Here is a 14,877-nt window from a genome sequence, read left to right on the forward strand (position 1 = left end):
CAACCGATCGTGCCCTCCAACTATATCGTCCGAGCTATCCCCGCTATTACAATCCGCCGATAGCCGGACAATAGTGGCTGGTTACAGTTAGCCGGCCGCGCTGCCTTACAACAATTCGGCACAACAATCAACACGACAACTCGACCGGAGAAACGCCTTCATGGAATCCATCAAGCGGTATTTCGGCTTCGCTGAAGCCGGCACCGATTTCCGCACCGAAATACTCGCGGGCGTCACCACGTTCCTGACGATGGCCTACATCATCTTCGTCAACCCCGCGATTCTCGGCGACGCCGGCATGCCGAAGGAATCCGTGTTCGTCGCGACCTGCCTCGTCGCGGCGCTGGCGTCGATCATCATGGGGCTCTACGCGAACTACCCGATCGCCTGCGCGCCCGGCATGGGCCTGAACGCGTATTTCGCGTACACGGTCGTCAAGGGGATGGGCTTCACGTGGCAGGCCGCGCTCGGCGCGGTGTTCATCTCCGGCTGCCTGTTCCTGCTGGTCACGCTGTTCCGCGTGCGCGAGGCGATCGTCAACGGCATTCCGAAATCGCTGCGGATTTCCATTACCGCCGGCATCGGCCTGTTCCTCGGCATCATCTCGCTGAAGACGTCGGGCGTGATCGTCGGCAACCCGGCCACGCTCGTCACGCTCGGCGACCTGCACAAGCACGAGACGATCCTCGCGATCGTCGGCTTCTTCACGATCGTCACGCTCGACCACCTGCGCGTGCGCGGCGCGATCCTGATCGGCATCATCGGCGTGACGATCCTGTCGTTCTTCTTCGCCGGCAACCAGTTCCACGGCGTGTTCTCCGCGCCGCCGTCGATCGACGCGACGCTGTTCAAGCTCGACATCGGCGCCGCGCTGTCGACCGGCATCATCAACGTGATCCTCGTGTTCTTCCTGGTCGAGCTGTTCGACGCGACGGGCACGCTGATGGGCGTCGCGAATCGCGCGGGCCTGCTCGTCGAAGGCAAGATGAACCGCCTGAACAAGGCGCTGCTCGCCGACAGCACGGCGATCGTCGCGGGTTCGGTGCTCGGCACGTCGTCGACCACCGCGTATATCGAAAGCGCCTCGGGCGTGCAGGCCGGCGGCCGCACCGGCGTGACGGCCATCACCGTCGCGGTGCTGTTCCTCGCGTGCCTGTTCATCGCGCCGCTCGCCGGCGTCGTGCCGGGCTACGCAACGGCGCCCGCGCTGCTGTACGTGTCGTGCCTGATGCTGCGCGAGATGGTCGAGGTGCCGTGGGACGATGCGACGGAAGCCGTGCCGGCCGCGCTGACCGCGCTGCTGATGCCGTTCACGTACTCGATCGCGAACGGCGTCGCGTTCGGCTTCATCGCGTACGGCGGCCTCAAGCTGCTGACGGGCCAGGCGCGCACGGTCAAGCCGATCGTATGGATCATCGCGGCCGTGTTCCTGTTCCGCTTCTTCTATCTCGGCAGCGAGTAGGCGCGGCGCGCGCACCGACGCGACACACGATGCAAACGCCACCTTCGGGTGGCGTTTTCGTTTGCGCAGGATGCTTGCGCGAGCTTCACGAACCGACGCGCACGACCCCGCCGACGCTCCGGCGCCCCCGCACGGCCCGCATACGAAAATGCCGCCCGGCCCACCGAACGGCATTGCGTGAAAGGCGACTGTTCGCGTGCGCCGCGCTCGGCGCGCGCACCGCCAGACGAGCGTCGTGTCGTCAGCGCCAGTTCGCCTCGTAGAAACGCACGTAGCCGCTGCGTAGCGTCACGCATTGCGCGCGCGTTTCCGACAGCAGGCGCCGTGCGGCCGCCTCGATGCGCTCGCGATGCTGGTCGAATGCGCCGACCATGTCCTCGAAGCGTGGCGATGCCGCGCCGAAGTGGTCTTCCAGCGCCTCGGCGGTGATCTGACATTGGACCCGCTCGCCATTGACCAGTGCCGTGAACGCCAGCATCAGGTCACGCCCCGAATACTCCGGCTTCTCGTTCGTGAAATGGATCTGCATGGGAGCCGCCTCGACCGGTAGAAAACGAATGACCGCGTCCGTCGTCCGCTACCGGCCGGACGAAATGGATGCGGGCTCGCCGGCGGAGGCCCCGACCGCGGAGTGTGGCGCGATCGATGCATGCCGGTTGAATTCCACTTTAGACGGTTTCGCGCGGGACACAAAAATTTCGGTATGCGTCGTTCCGACGCGCATTTCGTCTGATCTGCGCGGCATCCGGCACCGTTTCGGCAAGCGGCGTCAGTGCGGATCGGTCGGCCAGATGTTGAGCGCGATCGCGGCGGTCGTGACGCCCACCGCAATCGCGGCCGCCCCGTATCTCACCGCATCGGTCAGATCGAACAGCAGGCCGTGGATCGCGACGGCAATGCCGCCCAGCATGATGAAGGTGGCGATGGCCGCCAGCACGACTCTCAGTTCCGCCCGAACCATGATGCGTCTCCCGAACGGATGCATGTCGCGTCGCATGCATGTTGCACTGCGGAACACGGCGCGTGCGTGCTCCATTTCCATCATTGCAGGCGGGCGCCTGAAAGCAAGGGGATTTTGCTGGCAGTCGCGCATCGCACGTGGCGCTTGTATGATGATGCGTACCCGGACGAACGGCTGTCGCGCCCAATGGTGCGCCGCGAGCGGAGACACACTCCGCCGCCGCTTCCGATCCGGTCGGCCCCGGCGGCTCCGGGGAACAGGAGACACATCATGCCGCAACCCTTCGTGCTGCCCGCCACCGCGGGGCGTACCGACCTGCTCGCGCAGGCGCATGCGCGTTCGACCGCGGTCGGGCTGCGCGCGCACGAGCGCCCCGATTTCGCGCCGCTGTCGCGCGTCGCGCTGCGCGAACTGCTCGACACCAACCACACGCTGTTCTCGCACGCCCGCCCGGTGATGGAGGATCTCCACGCGCAGATCGCCGAGACCCAAAGCCTCGTGCTGCTGACCGACGCCGACGGCGTGATCCTGCACAGCATCGGCGACGCGGACTTCATCGAGAAAGCCAACCGCGTCGCGCTGTGCAACGGCGTGTCGTGGGCCGAAGGCGCACGCGGCACCAATGCGATCGGCACCGCGCTCGCATCGGGCCAGGCCGTGGTCGTGCACGGTTCCGAACACTTCCTGCGCGCGAACCACATCCTCACCTGCGCGTGCGCGCCCATCGTCGATCCGTTCGGCCGCACGCTCGGCACGCTCGACGTGAGCGGCGACCCGCGCGGCTCCAGCCCGCATACGCTCGCGCTCGTGCGGATGTCCGCGCAGCTGATCGAGAACCACCTGTTCGCGAACCAGTGCGGCGAAGCGCTGCGGCTGCGCTTTCACGCCCACGAGGATTGCGTCGATTCGCTGTTCGCCGGGCTCGTCGCATTCGGCCCCGACGGCGGGCTGATCGCCGCGAACCGCAGCGCCCAGTTCCAGCTCGGCGCATCGTTCGACGCCCTGCAGCATCAGGCCAGCGACGCGTTGTTCGGCATGCGCTTCGGCGAGCTCGCGCAGCAGGCCGCGCGCGCGCCGGGCGCGACGTTCCGCCTCACGCTGTCGACCGGCGTGCGCGTGCTCGCCCGCTGCGAATTCCCCGAAGCGCAGAAAACAACCGTCGCCATCGCCCCGCCGGCACCGCCCGCACGCGTGCGGGCGCAGGACCCCGATGCGATCACGTTCGCGACGCTCGACACCGGCGACGCACGCATGGCCGCCGTGCTCGAACGCGTCGCGAAGATTCGCGGGCGCGACTTGCCGCTGCTGATCCTTGGCCAGACCGGCACCGGCAAGGAATGGCTCGCCCGCGCGCTGCACCAGGCGTCGCCGCGCGCGGACGGCCCGTTCGTCGCGGTCAACTGCGCGGCGCTGCCCGATTCGCTGATCGAGGCCGAACTGTTCGGCTATGAAGACGGCGCGTTCACGGGCGCGCGCAAGCGCGGCAGCCCCGGCAAGATCGCGCAGGCCGACGGCGGCACGCTGTTTCTCGACGAAATCGGCGACATGCCGCTCGCGCAGCAGGTGCGGCTGATGCGCGTGCTGCAGGAGCGCGCGGTGATGCCGCTCGGCGGCGCACGTGCGGTGCCGGTCGACGTGCGCGTGGTGTGCGCGACCCACCGCGACCTGCGCGCGATGATCGCGGAGGGCTCGTTCCGCGAGGATCTGTTCTACCGGATCAACGGGCTCGCGGTCACGCTGCCGGCACTCGCCGCGCGCACCGACCTGCCGGCGCTCGTCGAGCGGATCCTCGCGCGGCTCGCACGCAGCGAGCCGATGCCGCGCCGCCTCGCGGCCGACGTGCTCGACGCGTTCGCGCGCCACCGCTGGCCCGGCAACCTGCGGCAAATGACCAACGTGCTGCGCACGGCCGGCATGCTCGCCGAAGACGAAGCCGAGATCACGCTCGCGCATTTGCCCGACGATTTCTGGCTCGACTGCGACGATGCGCCGGCTGCGCCGGACGCAGCCACGCCGGTCGGCAAACGCGAAGGCACGACGCTGCAAAGCCACCAGGCCGCGATGATCGACGCGGTGCTCGCGCGGCATGGCGGCAACGTGTCGGCGGCCGCGCGCGAGCTCGGCCTCGCCCGCAACACGGTGTACCGCTATCTGCGGCGGCACTGACGCCCGCGGCTGGCGGCCGTCGGCCGCCGGGGGCTTCGGGTATGCTTGGCGCGTTGCCGCCGAACCGCCGCCCGCTTCCGTCATGACCGATCCAGAACACCCGCCCGTCGTGCGCATCGAGCCGCTCGGCGCAAGCTTCGACGCCCCCGATTCGCTGACCGTGCTCGAAGCCGCCGCATTCGCACGCGTGTCGCTGCCGCGCTCGTGCCGCAACGGCACGTGCCGAAGCTGCCTTTGCCGGATCGTCAGCGGCAGCGTACGCTACACGATCGAATGGCCGGGGCTCTCCCGCGACGAAAAGGCCGACGGCTATACGCTGCCGTGCGTGGCCGTCGCGACGTCGGATCTCGTGCTCGACGTGCCCGACGCGGCCATGCTCGACTAGCCATCGCGCGCGGGCCGCGTGCATCGCTCTGCAACGCTCGAACCTGCATGGAGAACATGATGGTCCAGCAAACCGATCGCATCGAAAAACAGGCGCTGCTCGCCGCATCGCCCGACCGCGTGTGGGCGGCCGTCAGCCATTCCGGCGAATTCGGCCAGTGGTTCGGCGTGTCGTTCGACGGCCCGTTCGAGGCCGGCCAGCCGCTGTTCGGCCGCATCACGCCGACCCGCGTCGACGACGACGTCGCCAAGGCGCAGGAGCCCTATGCGGGCACCGTGTTCGAAATCGTCGTCGACCGTATCGAGCCCAAGCAACTGTTCTCGTTTCGCTGGCATCCGTTCGCGATCGATCCGGATGTCGATTACGCGTCCGAGCCGATGACACTCGTCACCTTCACACTCGCGGCGCAAGCCGGCGGCACGCTGCTCACGGTCGTCGAAACGGGTTTCGACCAGTTGATCGAGGCGCGTCGCGCGACGGCACGCGACATGAACGACCAGGGCTGGGCCGCGCAGATGACGCTGATCGCGAAGTACCTGGCGTTGCACGCATAGCGCGCCGCTACGCCGCACGTCCGCGCCGACCGGCGAACCGGCGTGCGTGGCATAATCGCCCGCATCGTCAGTCCACCCGCCACCGCGCATCGCATGCTGAGTCGTCGCCTCCGGAAGATCGGCAGTCTGATCGGGATGCTCGCCATCCTGATGACGGCGCTCGCGCCGACGATCTCGCAAGCGCTGACCACGCAAGGGCGCGTCGACGCGCTGCTGGCCGGCTACTGTTCGGCCGCGCCGGCCGCCGGCGACCGCTCCGCCGACGCGTCGACGAAAAGCCTGCAGGCCCATCTGCAGGCATGCGGCTACTGCAGCCTGCTTGCCCATGCGCCCGCGCTGCCCGCTCCCGAACTGACGTTCGCGGCCCGCGTGCATGCGATCGAGTATCGCGCGGCAACCCGCTTCGAAAGCCTGCGCCGCGCGCTGCCGCTCACGGCCGCGCAACCGCGCGCCCCGCCGTTCACGTCCTGATCCGTCGTCATTGCCCGTGATGCCGTCGTGCATCGCGTCGCCTGCGCACGCCGCTCGCGTGCGCGATGTGTCACGTTTCGAAGGACGATCATGTCTCACCCTGCTGCGCGCGGCGTCGTGCCGGGCGCACGGTTGGCCGCCACCGGTTCGGATCGCCGCGCCTGCATTCGCCCGCATGCGAATGCCCGCCCTCGCACGTCCGCGCCGAGCGCCGCCGACATCGATGCCGCTCGCGCAGCCGTCCGTCGAATCCGTCTTTTTCCATCCGATTCGTCACTCGCTCATCCAGCCATGAAAACCGCTACTTTCGTCCGCGGCGCACTCGCCGCACTCGGCTTCGTCGCCCTCCACGCCGCGTATGCGCATGCGCTCCCGAAAATGCAGGACCCGGCCCCCAACGCCACGCTGTCGAGCGCGCCGCACGCGGTCACGATCGATTTCGGCGAGGCGCTCGAGCCCGCGTTCAGTTCGATCGCCGTGACCGACAGCCAAGGGCAATCGGTCGTCGACGGGAAATCGGCCGTCGACGCCGGCAACCGGAAGCGCATGCACGTCGCACTGGCGAGCCTGAAGCCCGGCGCCTACACGGTCGCGTGGATCGCGGTGGCCAGCGACGGCCATCGCACGCACGGCCGCTACGCATTCACGCTGAAGTAACGCACGTCACCCGCGCGACGCGCACCGGCACGCCATGCCGGGCGCATTCGCATCGATGCCCACGGCATCGCACCCGACAAGGAGAACACATGACCAAACGCTCGATCCCGACCGCCCTGCTCATGGCGCTGGCGCTGCATGCCGCCGCCACGTTTGCCGCACCCGCCGTCCAGGCCGACGCGTGCTGGATCCGTACGATGCCGGCGACGGTGCCGTCCTCCGGCTACTTCACGCTGAAGAACGACGGCGACGCGAGCGCGACGCTCACCGGCATCGACACGCCCGCCTACGGGATGGCGATGATGCATGAAACGCAGACGAGCGGCAGCACCGCGAAGATGGTTCACATCGACTCGGTCGTCGTGCCCGCGCACGGCACGCTGACGTTCAAGCCGAAGGGCTATCACGTGATGCTGGAAGAGCCGCGCCAGGCCGTCGCACCCGGCGCGAAGGTGCCGCTCCGGCTGCACTTCGCGGACGGCTCGACGGTGTCCGTGACCTGCGACGCGAAGGCGCCGACCTACGCCGGCCAGTAACGCCGCCGGCCTCACGATCGAAGGAGAACGCACATGAAAGACCGCCTGCCGCTGGCCGACCTGATCGTCCGCTACCGGACGCCGCTGAATGTCGCGGTATTGCTCGCCTGCGGGTTATGGGCCGCGTGGATCGCGTGGATGACGCGGCCTGCCGCCATCGATACGCCGCAGTCGATTCCCGCGTACTGCATGCGCGACGTGCGCTGACGCGCCGCGACCGCACGGTTCCGGCGGCGGTGGCCCTCGCCATTATTGGCGTGCCATCATCGCTTGACCTCGACCGCTGGAACCGCCTCCCGGAGCGCCGCATGTCCATTCAGACCTGGATGCTGTTTGCCGCCGCCTATCTCGCGACGACGCTGTCGCCGGGGCCCAACGTGCTGCTCGTGATCCGCAACACGGTGCGCTATGGCGCGCACGGCACCGCCGCGACGATCGCCGGCAACCTCGTCGCGCAAGGCATGGTCGCGTTGCTGGTCGCACTCGGCGTCGGCGCGGTGCTGGCGGCGATGCCGCCGCTGTTCGTCGCGATGAAGGTGATCGGCGCCGCGTACCTGATGGTTCTCGGTGTCCGGCAGTTGCGCGGCGACCGCCAGGCCGCCGCATCGAGCGGCGCAGCGGAGATCGTCGTGCCCGATCGCCGGAAGCTGTTCCGCGAAGCGCTGTTCGTGTCGGGCAGCAATCCGAAGACGATGATCTTCCTGTCCGCATTCATGCCGCAGTTCGTCGTGCACGACCGCCCGCTCGCGCTGCAGTTCGTCGTGATGTACGCGACGATCGCATGCACGGTCGTGGTCGTTCACAGCGTCTATTCGGCTGGCGTGCGCCGCCTGCATCGCGGCGTCGGCATGAGCCGCGCGGTGCGCGCGTTCAAGCGTGCGAGCGGGCTGCTGTTCGTCGGGCTCGGCATCAAGCTGTTGACCGCGCAGCAGGCGTGAGCCGCGCCCCCCGTCAGCCCATGCAAGCGGCCAGCGCGGCCGTGACCTCGTCGAACGACGGCCGTGCATCGACGTCCTCGTTCACGCATGCCGCCGCCAGCGCATCGAGCGCGCCGGCATGCGGTTCGCAGCGCTCGAGCAACTCGCCGAGCAGATAGCCGAACGCGCGCACTTCGAGCCGCTCGAACCTCGCGCCGCGCGTGCGTTCGTTCATGTCGTACAGCGACGCCGCCCCGAAATCTCCGAGCAGCGCGCCGCCTGCGCCGTCGTGCAGGATGTTGTGCGCATACAGGTCGCCATGCATGATGCCGCGCGCATGCAGATGGCCGGCGACCGACGCGATGCCGTGCGCGATCCGCAGCGCTTGCGCCGGATCGAACGACGCATCGGCGGCATAAACGTCGCGCGTGCAGGACGCAAAGCTCGGCGGCCCGGCGAGATTCGTCAGCGCGGAATCGACCAGCTCCATCACGAGGCCGTGCGCGCCGTCCGGATGCCCGCGCAGCTTGCCGATCACCGGGATCAGGTTCGGATGATGGCCGGCATGCAGGCACGCGGCCATTTCGCAATCGGGCAGGCCGTCGCTCGTCACCGCGCCCTTGAACAGCTTGACCGCGACCGTTCGCGGCGGATGGCCGTCCGCGCGCCATTGCGCGCGATAAATGACGCCCGACGCGCCCTCGCCCAGTTTCCGTTCGCATGACAGCGCGGCCCAGTCGATCTCCGCGACGTCCGGCCCGGCGGACGCCGCGGCCGCCGGCACCGCGCCGAACGGATTGCCGGCCACGGCGAGCCACGCAAGACGCGGCAGGCGCAACAACCAGTCGGGCAACGCGTCCAGCCGGTTCGCCGACAGGCGCACCAGTTCCAATGCGCGGCAGGCGGCCATTTCCGCGGGCAGCGTCCGCAGCCGGTTGCCGGCCAGCATCAGCTTCTGCAACCGCCCACAGTCGCCGATGTCGGCCGGCAGTTCGTCGATTGCGTTGTCGGTCAGGATCAGCCAGCGCAGTGCACGCGGCAGCGCGCCGCGCGGCACGGTGTGGATCCGGTTCGCCTTGAAGCCGATCATGTCGAGCCCATCGCACGCGCCGAGCACGTCGGGGAACGCGGTGAAGCGGTTGCCCGACGCGAACAGGATGCGCAGCCGATGCAGCCGCGGCAGGTCGTCGGGCAGCGCGGACAGCGCATTGCCGGTCAGGTCGAGCACTTCGAGCGTGTCGGCCAGATCGAAGATCTCGCGCGGAAATTCGGTCAATCCGCACGCGAGCTTGAGTTGCCGCGCGCCCGACAGTTGGCCGGCCTGCAGTTGTTCGAGGGTGTGGGTCACGGGGAGAAAACGGGTGGCGGTTGCGGTGATCGACGGGTCGATCGGACGGATTCTACCGGGATCGACGAAGTGCCCGTACACGAGCTTGTCATCCCCCCTTCACAAACGCGAAATGTGACGTTAGAATTGCGCCCCTTGCAGTGCCGACGTGGTGAAATTGGTAGACACGCTATCTTGAGGGGGTAGTGGCGAAAGCTGTGCGAGTTCGAGTCTCGCCGTCGGCACCAGATGCGTTTTCCCCGCATTCCAGCATGATCCGAAACCCGCGACAGCACATGGCTTCGCGGGTTTTTTTGTTGTCCGCTACGCGAGCAGCAGAAAATTCCGCACCACCGCGGACGGCTCGTCGCAGCGCGACGCAATGGCCAGCCGCGCGCGAAACCGGTTGCCCGCGAACGGCCGGTACACGACTCCGGGCACCTGCACCTGCGTAATCGCCTTCGGCACGACCGACACGCCGAGGCCAGCGGCCACCAGCGTCACCGCGGACGCGATCTGCGGCGCCGGTTGCCCCATGCGCGGCTCGAACCCGGCGGCCTTGCACGCGGCGACGATGTCGTCGAACAGCGCGGCGCCGGCCGCGCGCGGCACCTGCACGAACGACTCGTCTGCGAGTTCCGCCAGATCGATGCGCCGGCGCGGCGCCAGTCGGTGCGCGACGGGCAGCGCGACGAACATCGGCTCCTCGTCCCAGTCGGATACCCGCAGCGTCGCGGCCACGCGGCGCTCGGGCCGCACGATCACGACGTCGAGGCGGCCGGCCTCCAGCGCCTCCAGCAGCACGCCCGACGTCGCTTCCTGAAACGTCAGCTCCGCATCCGGAAACGCTTCGCGAAAGCGGCGAATCAGATCCGACACCTTCGGATTGAACGCGGCCGTCCCGGTGAAGCCCACCCGCAAATGGCCGGTTTCCCCGCGCGCGGCCCGTCTCGCCGCCCGTGCCGCGCGCTCGGCATCGTCGAGCACGCGCCGCGCCTCTTCCGCGAAAACCTCGCCGGCCAGCGTCAGCTCGGCGCCGCGCGCGGTCCGCTTGAACAGTTCCACGCCGAGTTCGTTCTCGAGCGCCTTGATCTGCTGGCTCAACGGCGGCTGGCCGATGCCGAGCGTTTCGGCGGCCTTCGTGAAATTCGACGCGGCCGCGACGGCCAGAAAGTAGCGGAGATGCCGGAGTTCCATGCTTGACGTGACCTCGCGGTGAGTCGGGCTGGGGCTGTCAGCCAGTGTTGAAACATATTGCTGCGGTTCATTTCATATATTGGACATATACATGACCGTGCGCAAGAATTCCCGTATTCCGTTGCGCATCGAGTGCCTTCATGTCCTCCGCTTCAATTTCCCGATCCGTCCCCGGCACGCAGCACACCGCCCCCGATGCGCTGCCGGCCGGCGTGTCCCCGCGCTCGGCCGAGTACAAGCGCATCGCGTTCGCGCTGTTCCTCGCCGGCTTTGCCACTTTCTCGCTGCTGTACTGCGTGCAGCCGCTGCTTCCCGCGTTCGCACGCGAATTCAACGTCGGCGCGGCGTCGAGTTCGCTGTCGCTCTCGCTGTCGACCGGGATGCTCGCGGTGTCGATCCTCTGCGCCGGCGCGCTGTCCGAACGGGTCGGGCGGCGCGGGCTGATGTTCGTGTCGATGACGCTGGCCGCGCTGTTCAACCTGCTCGCCGCGCTGTCGCCGAACTGGCACCTGCTGCTCGTCTGTCGTGCGCTCGAAGGCTTCGCGCTGGGCGGCGTGCCGGCGGTGGCGATGGCCTATCTCGCGGAAGAAATCGCCGCCGACGGGCTCGGCTTCTCGATGGGGCTCTATGTCGGCGGAACCGCGTTCGGCGGCATGATCGGACGGATCGGGATGAGCGCGCTCGAGGAGTACTTCTCGTGGCGCACGGCGATGCTGTCGATCGGCGTCGTCGATCTGCTCGCGGCGCTCGCGTTCGTGATGCTGCTGCCGGCGTCGCGGCGCTTCGTGAAGCGCACCGACCTGACGCTGCGTCACCACCTGCGGCTGTGGCACGCGCAACTGCGCCACGCGCGCCTGCCGTTCGTGTTCGCGATCGGCTTCCTCGTGATGGGCGCGTTCGTGACGATCTACAACTACGCGGGGTTCCGGCTGATGGCCGCGCCGTTCAACCTGAGCCCGACCGCCTGCGGGCTGATCTTCGGGGCCTACCTGTTCGGGATGGTGTCGTCATCGAGCGCCGGCGCGCTCGCCGATCGTCTCGGGCGCGCGCCGGTCCTCGTCGGCGGCATCGTCGTCTTCGCGGCGGGCCTCGCGCTGACGCTGTCGCACTCGCTCGTCGCGATCGTCGTCGGCATCGTGCTCGTGACGATCGGCTTCTTCGTCGCGCACTCGGTCGCGAGCGGCTGGGTCGGCGCGCTCGCGGGCGCCGCGAAGGGGCACGCGGCGTCGCTGTATCTGCTCGCCTACTACGTCGGGTCGAGCGTGCTCGGCTCGGTCGGCGGCGCGTTCTGGCAACGCGGCGCGTGGACGAGCGTCGCCGCGTATGTCGCGGTGCTGCTTGCCGTCGCGCTGCTGGCGGCGCGGCGGTTGAGCCGTGCTTGAGCCGTGCTTGGCTTGAGCGGCGCGTGATACGGCATGGCTCGGCCCGCACAACGCCCACCGCGCGCCGGCGACGCAGCCGTCACGACACCAGCGCGTCGTCCCCCTTCACCGCATACGCCGCCTCGCGCCGCCGCAGCGTCATCGCGATCAGCGCCGCCAGCACCGCGAACGCGGCGCCGGTGAGAAACCCGCCCGTATAACCGACCTTCGCGGTCAGCGACAGGATCGTCGACGACGCGATCAGCTCGCCGAGATCGCGCGTGCTCTGCACGGCCGTCACGTCGGTGCCGGCCTGATCGCTGCCGCCCGCGAAACGCATGCCGGCCGTCATGATCGACACGGACGTGATGCCGGTCGCCAGCGAGCCGAGCACCGTGCACAGCCATGCCCACGAAGGCGACACCGGCAGCCACCCGGCCGCCTGCGCGGACCACAGCAGCGCCGCCGCGCCGGCGCAACTCACGCCGGCCGTAAACGCCAGCCACAGGCCGAGCGCCCGCACGAGCCACGCGCCGCCGCCGCATCCGAGCACGACCGTCACGACGCCGCCCGCCATCCCGAGTGTGCCGATCGCGTCGAGCGACCAGCCCGCGTCGTTGAGGAACAGCTTCGACAGGCCGAAGCCCGATACGGCGGTCATCGCCGACAGCAGCGCGAGCGACAGCAACGACCACGAACGCGGCCGCTTCGCGAAACGCAGGAGGCTCGCCTCATGTTCGGGCCGGGCGCGCGCGCGATCCGCGTCGCGCGGCAAGACCCACAGCACGCAGACGAGGCTCGCGAGCGGCACGGCCGCCAGCGCGAGAAACGCGGTGGGCTGGCCGAACCGGCCGATCAGCGTCAACGTGCCGGCGCCACCGCCGAAGAAGCCGATCATCACGCCCGCGATCTGGATCGCGTTGATCCTCGCGAGCGTGTCGCCGCTGAAATGCTCGGCGGCCATCCCGTCGTTCGCGATGTCCTGCGTCGCGCTCGCGAGCGACGCGATGGCCAGCAGCCCGACCGTCCAGCCCGCCGTCGCGACCGTCATCCCGATCTGCGCGAGGCTGGCCAGGCACAGCACGACGATCGTCTGCATCGGCAGCATCCAGCTGCGCCGCCGGCCGATGCGAGGCGACCAGCGGTTGTCGACGACGGGCGCCCACAGGAATTTCACGACCCACGGCAGCCCGACGAGCGGCAGGAACGCGAGCGCGTGAAGCGGTGCGCCGTCGTGGCGCAGCAGCGTCGGCATCGCGTCCATCGCGATGCCGATCGGGATGCCTTGCGACAGGTAAAGCAGCGTGATCGTGATGACCAGGCGGCGATGTTCGAGCAGGTCGCGCATCGAAGTCTCCAGTTGCATGAGGTTAAAAAGGTTCGGCGCCGGCCGGCACGCGCGCGGGCTGCATCGCATCGCGCCGCGGACGGCGCGCCGCACGCAGCAGCAATGCGCCGAAGGCGACGAGCGCCGCATCGATCGGCCAGTACACGGGTCTGCCCGCGCCCAGCAGCGCGATCGCGCAATGGGTCGCGCCGGCCAGCGCGTACGCGACGCCGGCCGCACGCATCAGCACGCGCAGCCATGCCGCGCGATCGGCGACACAGGCCGCCAGCGCGATCGCACCGCCCCACACGACCCAGAACAGCATCGCGAGCGCATGATCGACGTGCACGCCAGCAGGCAACGCACGATCGGCGAACAGCAGAGCGCCGCCGGCGAGCACGATCCCGCCGCACACGCCGACCGCGACGGCGGCCAGCACGTCCGCCGAACGATCGCGCTGCGCACGCCGCCGCTCGATCCACAGATGCAGCCCCGTCGCGCACAGCGCACACGCCGCGAGCCCCATCAGGAAATGCAGCATGCGCAGCACGCCGCCCGCCGCGCCAACCCAGCCATATTGCGCAAAATGCAGCGGCTGCACCGCGATGAACGCGCGCAGCCAGAAGCCGCGGCTCCGCGACGTCGCATCGGCGAGCCATTGCCCGTCCGCCGCGCGGTACAGGTGGCGTTCGAACACCGCCGTGCTCGGCAGGCCCGCGGTCGTGCCGGCAATCTCGACGCGCGCGTTCACGTCGCCCCAGCGCTGCAACGCAACGGCTTCGGGCCGGAAATCCGGCCGGCGTGCCATATCGCGCCGCAGCAGCGCATCGAGATCGGGCGCATGCCGCCACCGGCCGCCGGCCTCGACGGGCGGCGGCCCGCCCAGCAGTTCGGCGAACGCACGCTGCGGCTGCCCCGGATACGCGACGCCCGCGAGCGACACCGTGCCGAGCGCGCCGAGCCCCGACAACGCGCCGGTGAACGCGAACAGCACGAGCCACGGCGTGCCCCACAAGCCGATCCACGCATGCAGGTCGAACAGCGCGACGCGCAAGCCGTGGCCGCGCCGGATGCGCGCCGCGTCGGGCCAGCGCTTGCGATGCACGACAACGCCCGCGACGATGAGCACGAGCAACACGATGCCCCACAGGCTGACGAAGATGCGCCCGGGGAAACCGGCGAACAGCGTCTTGTGCAGCGTGACGATCGACATCGCCCGTTCCGCATCGGGCAGCGGCGCGCCGGTCGCCGGATCGAGCGCGAGCGTGCACGTCTGCCGCGCGTCGCAGAAACGGACGGCCGGATCGTCCGGCCGCGGCAGCACGATGCGTGTATCGCGCAACGGCACGCCGAGCGATGCTGCCCGCGCGACGAGCGCATCGAGCGGCAACGCCGGCCGCGCGACGGCGAGCGCCGGCGGCCGCCACCAGCCCTGCATCGAATCGAACGCGAGACTCCACGCGCCGCTGAACAGCACGACGAACAGCACCACGCCGAACAGCGCGCCGGCGCCGCGATGCAGCGCCCGCCAGCGCGAACGCGACGAAGCGTCCATG

General features: G+C 69.1%; 16 protein-coding genes and 1 tRNA gene. 11 read left to right on the top strand and 6 right to left on the bottom strand.

Going from position 1 to position 14,877, the window contains the following annotated elements:
- Window positions 1–160: 160 nt before the first annotated feature.
- Window positions 161–1,462 carry an NCS2 family permease gene (locus AC3IFE_RS07975; RefSeq protein ID WP_089470322.1) on the top strand — a complete coding sequence of 434 codons (1,302 nt, stop codon included), beginning with the start codon at window positions 161–163 and terminating at the stop codon, window positions 1,460–1,462.
- 241 nt (window positions 1,463–1,703) lie between these two features.
- On the opposite strand, the gene AC3IFE_RS07980 is transcribed toward AC3IFE_RS07975, so the two are convergent.
- Both AC3IFE_RS07980 and AC3IFE_RS07985 read right to left on the bottom strand, forming a co-directional pair.
- Entirely contained in the window at window positions 1,704–1,991 is a 288-nt protein-coding gene (locus tag AC3IFE_RS07980; RefSeq protein ID WP_006480750.1) for a DUF1488 family protein, read from the bottom strand.
- Between the two features lie 240 nt (window positions 1,992–2,231).
- A complete protein-coding gene (locus tag AC3IFE_RS07985) occupies window positions 2,232–2,507 on the bottom strand; it encodes a DUF2964 family protein (RefSeq protein ID WP_006498826.1) in 276 nt (91 codons plus the stop codon).
- Between the two features lie 186 nt (window positions 2,508–2,693).
- Here AC3IFE_RS07985 and AC3IFE_RS07990 point away from each other — a divergent pair, with 186 nt between their 5' ends.
- The 8 genes from AC3IFE_RS07990 (at window position 2,694) to AC3IFE_RS08025 (ending at window position 8,130) form a co-directional block, all read left to right on the top strand.
- Entirely contained in the window at window positions 2,694–4,589 is a 1,896-nt protein-coding gene (locus tag AC3IFE_RS07990) for a sigma-54-dependent Fis family transcriptional regulator (RefSeq protein ID WP_489190154.1), read from the top strand.
- Window positions 4,590–4,671: 82 nt separating this feature from the next.
- Window positions 4,672–4,974 (top strand): 2Fe-2S iron-sulfur cluster-binding protein, encoded by a 303-nt coding sequence (locus AC3IFE_RS07995; protein WP_489190155.1) that lies wholly within the window; start codon window positions 4,672–4,674, stop codon window positions 4,972–4,974.
- Between the two features lie 59 nt (window positions 4,975–5,033).
- Entirely contained in the window at window positions 5,034–5,528 is a 495-nt protein-coding gene (locus AC3IFE_RS08000; RefSeq protein WP_489190156.1) for an SRPBCC family protein, read from the top strand.
- 93 nt (window positions 5,529–5,621) lie between these two features.
- Window positions 5,622–5,999 carry a DUF2946 domain-containing protein gene (locus AC3IFE_RS08005; protein ID WP_489190157.1) on the top strand — a complete coding sequence of 126 codons (378 nt, stop codon included), beginning with the start codon at window positions 5,622–5,624 and terminating at the stop codon, window positions 5,997–5,999.
- Between the two features lie 291 nt (window positions 6,000–6,290).
- Window positions 6,291–6,656: a copper resistance CopC family protein gene (locus AC3IFE_RS08010; protein WP_089470325.1), complete on the top strand. Its 366-nt coding sequence runs from the start codon at window positions 6,291–6,293 to the stop codon at window positions 6,654–6,656.
- 89 nt (window positions 6,657–6,745) lie between these two features.
- Window positions 6,746–7,192, top strand: coding sequence for a copper chaperone PCu(A)C (locus AC3IFE_RS08015; RefSeq protein WP_489190158.1), 447 nt, complete (start codon window positions 6,746–6,748; stop codon window positions 7,190–7,192).
- Between the two features lie 33 nt (window positions 7,193–7,225).
- On the top strand, window positions 7,226–7,399 hold the full coding sequence (locus AC3IFE_RS08020) for a hypothetical protein (protein ID WP_179233531.1): 174 nt from the start codon (window positions 7,226–7,228) through the stop codon (window positions 7,397–7,399).
- Between the two features lie 101 nt (window positions 7,400–7,500).
- A complete protein-coding gene (locus AC3IFE_RS08025; protein ID WP_489190159.1) occupies window positions 7,501–8,130 on the top strand; it encodes a LysE family translocator in 630 nt (209 codons plus the stop codon).
- A 13-nt stretch (window positions 8,131–8,143) separates the two neighbouring features.
- On the opposite strand, the gene AC3IFE_RS08030 is transcribed toward AC3IFE_RS08025, so the two are convergent.
- Window positions 8,144–9,457, bottom strand: a complete 1,314-nt coding sequence (locus AC3IFE_RS08030) for a leucine-rich repeat-containing protein kinase family protein (RefSeq protein WP_489190160.1) — start codon at window positions 9,455–9,457, stop codon at window positions 8,144–8,146.
- A gap of 142 nt (window positions 9,458–9,599) precedes the next feature.
- Here AC3IFE_RS08030 and AC3IFE_RS08035 point away from each other — a divergent pair.
- Window positions 9,600–9,684 (top strand) — tRNA-Leu (locus AC3IFE_RS08035).
- A gap of 76 nt (window positions 9,685–9,760) precedes the next feature.
- Here AC3IFE_RS08035 and AC3IFE_RS08040 read toward each other — a convergent pair.
- Entirely contained in the window at window positions 9,761–10,633 is an 873-nt protein-coding gene (locus AC3IFE_RS08040; RefSeq protein ID WP_089470329.1) for a LysR family transcriptional regulator, read from the bottom strand.
- Between the two features lie 140 nt (window positions 10,634–10,773).
- Here AC3IFE_RS08040 and AC3IFE_RS08045 point away from each other — a divergent pair, with 140 nt between their 5' ends.
- Window positions 10,774–12,015 (top strand): MFS transporter, encoded by a 1,242-nt coding sequence (locus tag AC3IFE_RS08045; protein WP_489190161.1) that lies wholly within the window; start codon window positions 10,774–10,776, stop codon window positions 12,013–12,015.
- Window positions 12,016–12,094: 79 nt separating this feature from the next.
- Here the strand turns inward: AC3IFE_RS08045 and AC3IFE_RS08050 are convergent, their stop codons facing one another.
- Entirely contained in the window at window positions 12,095–13,342 is a 1,248-nt protein-coding gene (locus tag AC3IFE_RS08050) for a RhtX/FptX family siderophore transporter (protein ID WP_489190163.1), read from the bottom strand.
- Between the two features lie 22 nt (window positions 13,343–13,364).
- The gene (locus AC3IFE_RS08055) at window positions 13,365–14,876 is read right to left on the bottom strand and encodes a PepSY-associated TM helix domain-containing protein (RefSeq protein WP_489190164.1); all 1,512 of its coding nucleotides are present in this window, start codon (window positions 14,874–14,876) and stop codon (window positions 13,365–13,367) included.
- Between the last annotated feature and the right edge of the window lies 1 nt (window position 14,877).

Source organism: Burkholderia sp. APQ4-4ca (assembly GCF_057837105.1).

Excerpts from the sequence above, each read along its gene's own strand:
- AC3IFE_RS07975 (WP_089470322.1), top strand. The coding sequence starts at position 161 with ATGGAATCCATCAAGCGGTATTTCGGCTTCGCTGAAGCCGGCACCGAT.
- AC3IFE_RS07980 (WP_006480750.1), bottom strand. The coding sequence starts at position 1,991 with ATGCAGATCCATTTCACGAACGAGAAGCCGGAGTATTCGGGGCGTGAC.
- AC3IFE_RS07985 (WP_006498826.1), bottom strand. The coding sequence starts at position 2,507 with ATGATGGAAATGGAGCACGCACGCGCCGTGTTCCGCAGTGCAACATGC.
- AC3IFE_RS07990 (WP_489190154.1), top strand. The coding sequence starts at position 2,694 with ATGCCGCAACCCTTCGTGCTGCCCGCCACCGCGGGGCGTACCGACCTG.
- AC3IFE_RS07995 (WP_489190155.1), top strand. The coding sequence starts at position 4,672 with ATGACCGATCCAGAACACCCGCCCGTCGTGCGCATCGAGCCGCTCGGC.
- AC3IFE_RS08000 (WP_489190156.1), top strand. The coding sequence starts at position 5,034 with ATGGTCCAGCAAACCGATCGCATCGAAAAACAGGCGCTGCTCGCCGCA.
- AC3IFE_RS08005 (WP_489190157.1), top strand. The coding sequence starts at position 5,622 with ATGCTGAGTCGTCGCCTCCGGAAGATCGGCAGTCTGATCGGGATGCTC.
- AC3IFE_RS08010 (WP_089470325.1), top strand. The coding sequence starts at position 6,291 with ATGAAAACCGCTACTTTCGTCCGCGGCGCACTCGCCGCACTCGGCTTC.
- AC3IFE_RS08015 (WP_489190158.1), top strand. The coding sequence starts at position 6,746 with ATGACCAAACGCTCGATCCCGACCGCCCTGCTCATGGCGCTGGCGCTG.
- AC3IFE_RS08020 (WP_179233531.1), top strand. The coding sequence starts at position 7,226 with ATGAAAGACCGCCTGCCGCTGGCCGACCTGATCGTCCGCTACCGGACG.
- AC3IFE_RS08025 (WP_489190159.1), top strand. The coding sequence starts at position 7,501 with ATGTCCATTCAGACCTGGATGCTGTTTGCCGCCGCCTATCTCGCGACG.
- AC3IFE_RS08040 (WP_089470329.1), bottom strand. The coding sequence starts at position 10,633 with ATGGAACTCCGGCATCTCCGCTACTTTCTGGCCGTCGCGGCCGCGTCG.
- AC3IFE_RS08045 (WP_489190161.1), top strand. The coding sequence starts at position 10,774 with ATGTCCTCCGCTTCAATTTCCCGATCCGTCCCCGGCACGCAGCACACC.
- AC3IFE_RS08050 (WP_489190163.1), bottom strand. The coding sequence starts at position 13,342 with ATGCGCGACCTGCTCGAACATCGCCGCCTGGTCATCACGATCACGCTG.
- AC3IFE_RS08055 (WP_489190164.1), bottom strand. The coding sequence starts at position 14,876 with ATGGACGCTTCGTCGCGTTCGCGCTGGCGGGCGCTGCATCGCGGCGCC.